General features: G+C 62.2%; 7 protein-coding genes. 4 read left to right on the plus strand and 3 right to left on the minus strand.

Going from position 1 to position 7,914, the window contains the following annotated elements; genetic code table 11:
• The first annotated feature begins 1 nt into the window (after position 1).
• From VB672_RS18640 to VB672_RS18655, 4 genes are all read left to right on the plus strand, one after another.
• A complete protein-coding gene (locus VB672_RS18640; protein WP_329785697.1) occupies positions 2 to 2,242 on the plus strand; it encodes a heavy metal translocating P-type ATPase in 2,241 nt (746 codons plus the stop codon).
• Between the two features lie 3 nt (positions 2,243 to 2,245).
• Positions 2,246 to 2,395, plus strand: a complete 150-nt coding sequence (gene ccoS / locus VB672_RS18645) for a cbb3-type cytochrome oxidase assembly protein CcoS (RefSeq protein WP_173948324.1) — start codon at positions 2,246 to 2,248, stop codon at positions 2,393 to 2,395.
• Positions 2,392 to 3,507: a hypothetical protein gene (locus VB672_RS18650; protein WP_329785698.1), complete on the plus strand. Its 1,116-nt coding sequence runs from the start codon at positions 2,392 to 2,394 to the stop codon at positions 3,505 to 3,507. Before ccoS ends, VB672_RS18650 begins: the two co-directional genes overlap by 4 nt.
• Positions 3,508 to 3,652: 145 nt before the next feature.
• Positions 3,653 to 4,339 carry a helix-turn-helix domain-containing protein gene (locus tag VB672_RS18655; RefSeq protein ID WP_329785699.1) on the plus strand — a complete coding sequence of 229 codons (687 nt, stop codon included), beginning with the start codon at positions 3,653 to 3,655 and terminating at the stop codon, positions 4,337 to 4,339.
• Positions 4,340 to 4,488: 149 nt separating this feature from the next.
• On the opposite strand, the gene VB672_RS18660 is transcribed toward VB672_RS18655, so the two are convergent.
• From VB672_RS18660 to VB672_RS18670, 3 genes are read right to left on the minus strand one after another with little or no spacing between them, the layout of a single operon-like run.
• Positions 4,489 to 4,923, minus strand: coding sequence for a response regulator (locus tag VB672_RS18660; RefSeq protein WP_329785700.1), 435 nt, complete (start codon positions 4,921 to 4,923; stop codon positions 4,489 to 4,491).
• 29 nt (positions 4,924 to 4,952) lie between these two features.
• Positions 4,953 to 5,564 (minus strand): response regulator FixJ, encoded by a 612-nt coding sequence (fixJ, locus tag VB672_RS18665; RefSeq protein ID WP_329785701.1) that lies wholly within the window; start codon positions 5,562 to 5,564, stop codon positions 4,953 to 4,955.
• The gene (locus tag VB672_RS18670; protein ID WP_329785702.1) at positions 5,554 to 7,011 is read right to left on the minus strand and encodes a PAS domain-containing sensor histidine kinase; all 1,458 of its coding nucleotides are present in this window, start codon (positions 7,009 to 7,011) and stop codon (positions 5,554 to 5,556) included. Before VB672_RS18670 ends, fixJ begins: the two co-directional genes overlap by 11 nt.
• Positions 7,012 to 7,914 lie beyond the last annotated feature (903 nt).

Here is a 7,914-nt window from a genome sequence, read left to right on the forward strand (position 1 = left end):
GATGACCGAAGCGCTCGATCTGTCCATCTTCGTAAAACGTCAGGACGATGGCACGTCTCATCTCGATCTCGCCATTGAGGGGATCGACTGCGCCGCCTGCATCGACGAGATCGAAGGCGGCTTGTGCCGGCTGCCCGGCATCGTGGATGCGCGGCTGAACTATACCAACCATCGCCTTGCCGTCGAATGGCGCGACGGAACCCTATCCCCGGCGCAGGTCGTGGACGAAGTGCAGCGGCTCGGTTACCGGGCGCACCCCTTCCGGTCCAGACTGGTGGAGGAAGAGGAGACTCGTCGGGCCCAGTGGCTGCTGAAATGCCTCGCAGTGGCAGGCTTTGCCTCCATGAACATCATGCTGCTGGCGGTGTCCGTCTGGTCGGGCAACGTCACCGACATCACGCCCGAGACACGCGACTTCTTCCATTGGCTGGCTGCCCTCATTGCGCTGCCGGCTGTGGCCTATGCCGGCCAGCCCTTCTTCCAGAGCGCCATGAATGCCTTGCGGAACCGCCGCACCAACATGGACGTGCCGATCGTCATCGGCGTTCTGCTGGCGCTCACCGTGTCGGTGGCCGAGACGATCAATTCAGCCGAGCACACCTATTTCGACTCGGTTGTCATGCTGCTCTTCTTCCTGCTCTGCGGCCGCTATCTCGACCAGGCCATGCGACGTAAGACCCGTGCGGTGGCGAGCAACCTGGCCTCGTTCCGGGCCGAGGTCGCTCATCGGGTCGAGGATAACGGTGAGGTTGTCCTCGTCCCCACCGCTGCCCTGAAAGCCGGCGATCGGGTTCTCGTTCGCCCCGGCGAGCGCATCGCGGTCGATGGGCTCGTCATCTCCGGCTCTTCGGAGCTCGACGAAAGTCTCGTGACCGGTGAGACCGCTCACCGCGCTGTCAGAGCCGACAGCCATGTCTATGCGGGGAGCATGAACTTCAATGGTACTCTGACCCTCCTCGTGACCGCAGCCGGCAAGGGTACGCTCCTGGACGAGGTCGAGCGCCTGCTGGAGAACGCCGCAGCAGCCAAATCGCGCTACGTGCGTTTGGCCGACCGGGTGGCGAAGGTCTATGCGCCGGTCGTGCATACGGCAGCAGCAGTCACGGCTCTAACCTGGATCGCGAACGGCTCGTCCGTTCATGACGCTTTGATCACGGCCATCGCGGTGCTGATCATCACCTGCCCGTGCGCGCTGGCGCTGGCCGTTCCGGTTGTCCAGGTGGTCGCTTCCGGCGCCCTATTCCGCGCCGGCGTGTTTCTCAATACAGGCGATGTGTTCGAGCGGCTGGCGAAGGTGGACACGATCGTCTTCGACAAGACCGGAACCCTGACGCTGCCGACCATGAGCGTCATCAACGCCCGCGATATCGAGCCTGCCCTGTTGGAGGCGGCGAGCCGTTTGGCGTTGTCGAGCCACCACCCACTCGCGGCTGCCGTGGCGCAGATCGGTCAGGACCGGCGTCCCTATGACGACGTCATCGAGGAGCCCGGTCGGGGTGTTCGGGCAATTGTCGATGGCCGCGAGATGCGTCTCGGCAGTCCTACCTTCTGCGACGCTGTGTTCCTCGCCCAGAAGGCGACCTCAGACGCTCCGAACGCATCCGTCATCGCCTTTTCCTGGGCCGACAAGCAGGCTGCTCTGCTCGTGCGGCAAGCTCTGAGGCCGGATGCCGTCGCCGTCGTCGCGGACCTGCGCGAGCGGGGCTTCGACTGCCGCATCCTTTCGGGGGATCGGCCGGAGGCCGTAGCGCCTATCGCTCGGGCGCTTGACATCGCCTCCTGGCGCGGCGGCTGCAAGCCTGCTGACAAGATCGAAGCGCTTGATGCCCTCAAAGCCGAAGGCCGCAGGGTGCTGATGGTCGGTGATGGCCTCAACGATGCGCCAGCCCTGGCTGCAGCCCACGTGTCCCTGTCGCCGATCAGCGCAGCCGACCTCACCCAGGCTCATGCCGATGCGGTCTTCCTCGGGGATCGATTGAAGCCCGTGCAGGACACGATCGAGATTTCCCGCAGGGCGCACAGGCTCATGCGCCAAAACCTGAGCATCGCGCTCGTCTACAACCTGATTGCGGTGCCCCTCGCCTTCCTCGGCTACGTCACGCCCCTGGTTGCGGCCCTCGCCATGTCGGGCTCCTCGACCATCGTGACCCTCAACGCCCTTCGCGCGCGCGGGCGCACGCCGGCAATGCCGCAGGCCAAACCAATCCCATCGCGCGTCGTTCCGGCGGCACAAGGAGCCTGATCAATGGAAGTTCTGATCTATCTCGTCCCCATGGCCCTCCTGCTCGGCCTGTCCGGGCTTGCGGCTTTCATGTGGTCGCTGAAGAGCGGTCAATATGACGATGTGCAGGGTGCCGCAGTGCGCGTCCTGTCCGACGACGACGTCCGGAAATGATCACTCTGGCCGCTATGCCCCGGGCGGGGCAACTTGAGTGCATCTGCGAATCGGGCGGGCTGGGCAACGCCTCCGGCGACAACCGGGGAACGACGTGCCTCGCAACCGGCTTTGCCTTCTCCGTTCTCGCCCAGGTCCTGACTCTCAGCATCCTGCCCCTGGCCGGGCTGGCGCTCGCACCGGGCCGAGGCCTGGCCACCCTTCCCTATGCGGCATTCTATATCGGCGCGGCTCTCGCGAGCCTTCCCGCGTCGCTCCTGCTCGACTCGTTCGGTCGCCGGGCGGCGTTTTCCCTCGGGGCAAGCCTCGGTGCCGCCGGCGGCCTTGTCCTCGTCTGGGCCCTCGTATCCCTCCATTTTGGAGCCCTGGTGCTCGGCGCCTTCTGGCTCGGGATCGCCGGCGGCTTCAGCCTGTTCTATCGTCATGCGGCGGGGCCGGTGGGAGGCCAGGCAACCAGCGCAGTTCTGATCGTCTTCGGCGCAGCAACCCTGGCGGGTCTGATCGCTCCGACCATTGCCGGCTTGGCTGAGGCTCTGGCATCTCCGAGAGTCTTTGCGGGTACGGCCGCCGCAGCCGCTCTGGCCCATGTGACAGCGCTCATTGCGACGGCATCTCTCCCCTACCGAAGGCGCGGAAGGCAGGAATCCAAGACGACAGGCGAACTGAGATGGCGCTCCATCCTTCTGCCGACCGCGATCGGGACACTTGGATGGGTCACGATGACGGCCGTGATGGGGGCAACCCCCATGGCGATCATCGGCTGCGCGTCATCGGAGGCTGCGGTTGGCGCCGTGGCATGGCATGTCATGGCTATGTACGCTCCGTCATTGGTTGTGGCTTTCTTTCCGCGGCTTGCCCTTCCGGGCCATCTATCCGCCGCAGGATGCCTTTTGTTGGTCGCTGGCGCGGCGGCCTTCCTGCTGTCCGCCACCGTAGGCGGCTTCTCGGCCGGAGCCGCCTTCGTCGGCGCCGGATGGTCTCTGATCATGCTCGGCACCACGCTCTCGATCCATCGAAACGGCCCAATTCCGCGACGGCTCCTGGCTGTCCATGACGGCATATTGCTGACCGGAGCGATCCTGGGGACCGTTGGAGCAGGCGTCCTCGCCTAGGCCGCTCGGGCTGGTCTGGAATTGCCCCAGGCCCCTTGAAAGGCGACCTAAGGAAAACCCCTTAGGTATCAGACCTGAATTTTAGCCCAGCCTCAGCAGCGCTACCCATGGACCATCGTCATGTTCACGAATTCGCGAGGGTCCGATGCATACTGCGCTGCTCACCAAAGCCTCTTCCTCGACCCTTCCCTTGCTCTCTCTGGAAGTCCCGCCGCTCCGCAAGTCGACGGATGCCGCCGCTCCGAGCGTCGGCGCCGTCCAGTCCTTCGCCAAGGATGGGGAGATCTTCGCCGAGGGCGACAGAGCCGCTTTCGTCTACAAGGTCCACTCGGGTGTGGTGCGCACCTCGAAGCTTCTGAGCGATGGACGCCGGCAGATCGACGCTTTCCACCTGGCGGGCGACATCTTCGGCATCGAGGCCGGTGAGGAATATCGATTCAGCGCGGAATCCGTCGGCGATTGCATCGTCATAGCCTATCGCCGCAACCATCTCGCCTCCATGACCGGCAGCGACGCCCAGCTCGCCCAGGACATGACCATGGGGATGATGCGCTCCCTGGTCCGGGCCCAGAATCACATGATGCTGCTCGGCCGCAAGTCGGCCCTGGAGAAGATCGCGACCTTCTTGCTCGACATGGCCGAGCGGACGGCCGAAGACGGCGCCTTAGACCTTCCCATGTCGCGCACGGATATCGCGGATCATCTTGGGCTGACGATCGAGACCGTCTCGCGCTCCTTCACACAGCTTGAACGGCAAGGAATTATCGAACTTCCATCCGCTCGCCATGTGGTGCTGAGCAACAGGGTTGCCCTTGAAAGCCTGAACGCGTAGCTAAGGATCATCGATCGTCTGCTTGGCAGTACTCGTTCCTGTTGCCCAATCAGCCCTGCCATCTTACACGGACAGGGCCGATTGGGTTTCGTTGCATCTGAAAGGAAAAGAATGCCAACAGAGGGCACAACGGCACTTTGGAATCGACCTTACGCGAGGGCTGCGTGAATGCTGTCGTGCAGCGGCTTCTCAAGAACGCCCCGGAAGCCTGATTGAGCCGTGCGGCCATAGAGATCATCGCTGACCTGAGACGCGATGAGGATAGCCGGGCAATCGATCCGGCGCTGTCGCAACTTACCCACCAGCTCGATTCCGGTCATGCCAGGCATATTGTAATCGATCACGAAGCATGCATCCTGCGGCGGGTGCTGTACAGCAAGAAGCTCGGCGCCATCCTTGAACAGGCGCACGGTCAGCCCCTCAAGTTCCAGAGCGAACTTCAATGAGTTCCTGACCGCATCATCATCGTCCACGATGATGACCGGTCCCGGAGGCTGAGACATCAAAAGCCTGTGCAATCCTCGATCCTGGCCAAAAGGCAAGCGCCCCAGGCTGACACCGCGGATTATGCACGAAGCCACCATTCCCCTACTCAGGAATATTCCTTAAAGGCCTATTTCGTCTCGATCAGGAGTGCGAGGCGGACGAGTTCCGACAGGCTCTTGGCCTGCATCTTGGTCATGACATTGGCCCGGTAGATCTCCACGGTTCGCGGACTGATCCCGAGATCGTAGGCAATCATTTTGTTGGCTTTGCCGGCCACGAGCCCCTCGAGAACCTGCCGCTCGCGGTCCGATAGGGCATCGAAACGGCATTGAACTTCTGCGATCTGACTTCCATGATGACTGTTCCTTTCCTGACGCGCTAACGCCGAGCGCACGGCCGCCAGAAACGCTTCGTCCCCGAACGGCTTCTCGAGGAAATCGACTGCTCCCTCCTTCATGGCCTCCACGGCCATCGGTACATCCGCGTGACCGGTCATCACGACGACCGGGAGCGTTATGCCGCGGACCTTGAGACGGCGGATCAGTTCGATGCCGTCGATGCCCGGCATGCGCACGTCGGTCACGATGCAGCCGGCCTCGATGCCGACCGCATCGTCGAGAAAAGCCAAGGCCGATTCGTGCAGGCGAACCGGGAGCCCTTCCGAAGCGAGCAGAAACTCCAGCGACTTCCGGACCGCCACGTCGTCATCAACCACATGCACGGCAGCTTCACTCTGCATGCGCTATCTCCTCCCGCCCGACAGATCTCAACGTGAACCGGAATGCGGTTCCCACGCCTTGCTTCGATTCGGCCCAGATCTTGCCGCCATGAGCCTCCACGATGGTCCGACAGATCGACAGGCCGACGCCCATTCCATGCTTCTTGGTGGTCACAAACGGCTGGAAGAGTTGAGCAGCCACCTCAGGAGCGAGACCAGGCCCGGTATCTTCCACGCACAATTCCACATGGCCGTCATCCACAGTACGGGTACCGACTTTGAGTTCCCGACGCGATGTTTCCTGCATAGCCTCGATGGCGTTGCGAATGAGGTTCAGCAGAACCTGCTGGATCTGAATGCGATCGGCAAGCACGAAGGGCGCATTCGGATCGAAGTCGAAAACGACCCGGACGCCTTGCTCCTTCGCCCCGACGAGGGAGAGCGCGCTCGCTTCTTCGATGAGCTTGGGCAGATTTTCGATATGACGCTCGCTCTCGCCGCGGGCAACGAATTCGCGCAGGTGACGGATGACCTGCCCGGCCCTCAGCGCCTGCTCGCCCGCCTCGTTGACTGCATCCCGGAGCATGGGAACCGCTTCGCCTTCCATGCGCTCCAGAATTCTCCGGCAGCCCTTGAGATAATTGGTGATCGCGGTCAGAGGCTGGTTGATCTCGTGAGCCAGGGTGGAGGCCATTTCTCCTAAAGCGGTGAAACGCGACATGTGAACGAGTTCGGATTGAAGTTCCTGCAGGCGCGCTTCAGTCCTTTGCCGCTCTGTCAAATCGCGGATGAATCCAGTGAAATAGCGTATGCCTCCCGAATGCATCTCCCCCACGGCCAGCTCCATCGGGAAAGTCGAACCGTCCTTGCGCTGGCCGACGACCACGCGTCCAACGCCGATGATCCGTCGCTCGCCCGTGTTGCGGTAGCGCAGCATGTAGCCGTCATGCTGTTCGCGGTAAGGAGGCGGCATGAGAACCCTGACATTCTCGCCGATCACCTCATCCGGCTCGTAGCCGAAGAGACGCACCGCCGTCGCACTGAAGGACTGGATGCGCGCCTCCTCGTCGATGACCACCATGGCGTCGGGAACGGTTTCCAAGATCGACCTTAGATGCGCCTCTCGTGTTCTCAGCGCCTCCTCGGCGAGGACCCATTCGGTGATGTCCCGAATGATCATGGCAGTGCCCGCCTCAGCGTCCGTGCCGGCGAGCGGTGTCATCGTGACCCTCGCCATGAACGCCGAACCGTCCTTGCGCATGCGGAGACCTTGAGCATCGTGGCGCCCGCCTTCACGTGCGGATTGCAGATCCTGCCGAAGACTGTCGGGACCATTGCCCGATACGTATAGAATGGACGCGGAACGACCGACCGCCTCCTCGCTGCTCCATCCATGGATGTGCTCGGCGCCCCGGCTCCAGCTCGCGATCGCGCCGCTGGAGTCGAGCACGATGAACGCAGTGTCCATGGCAGCGTCGATGAGAAGCTCGGCAGTCCTGTCCTGGATGCAGCCTTGATCGGGTTTGGAACCAGTTTGTAACACTCAGACCTCTCTGTAGGCGGGAGAGCATAGCAATTGATGACTACGATCTACCAGTGCAGGACCCTAGCAATCCACCCTGGCATTGCGCCACATCCGACTATGGGCGGCCCTTGCAATCGCGCTGAACGCAACTATATGACTCAGTACGGAAATCGAATGCGGCGTCTCGGGGTGAACGGCGGATTTTGCCGGCCTTTGATCGAGCTCCTCTTGCATTTTGGTTTGAAGCATTTATATCGGCGCCTTCTCTGCTGATTTGCGTGAGCGGTTAGCAGTTTTCCAGACAGATCTGGCGAGTGCGGGGTAAGGCAGACATGCCTAGCCTGGGTCGTGCGTCGGTGTCGGGATGGACCTAGCATCGTCTGGGTTTGGCCATGAGCGTGGTGCGGGTTCGGCGGGTGTCGGGCGTGTGCGTTGGGCTCCTCTGGCGGTTTTTTCCAGCATGGGCTGAAGAGTTTTGGGCTCTTTGGCGCGGACGGCGCAGAAGCGGCAGCGTTTCTGCGAACGGGATTGCTTTGCCTTTACTTGGGAGAGGCCGAAGAAGATCTCGAGCGGCTCGCGCGAAAGCTTTGAAAATCTTTCGCGGGACTGTTGACAGCGGCAGAGCCAGGGACTACATCAGTCCCATCGACGGCAGGCCACTGACGTGGCGGCCGGATGGAGGCCTTCCTGCTCCTGGCGCGACAAGCGGACGGGGTGGGCAAGACTCCTGTGTTCGTCTTTTTCGAGACGGACCCTTGTTCTTTGACATTGTTGAGAGGGAAGAGAAGCGTAGGCGGCGGTGTCCTTGCGGGCGATTGGCAACAATCGCTGTGAGAATATCGACCT

The organism is Microvirga sp. CF3016 (assembly GCF_036314085.1).
Taxonomy (GTDB): Bacteria; Pseudomonadota; Alphaproteobacteria; order Rhizobiales; family Beijerinckiaceae; genus Microvirga.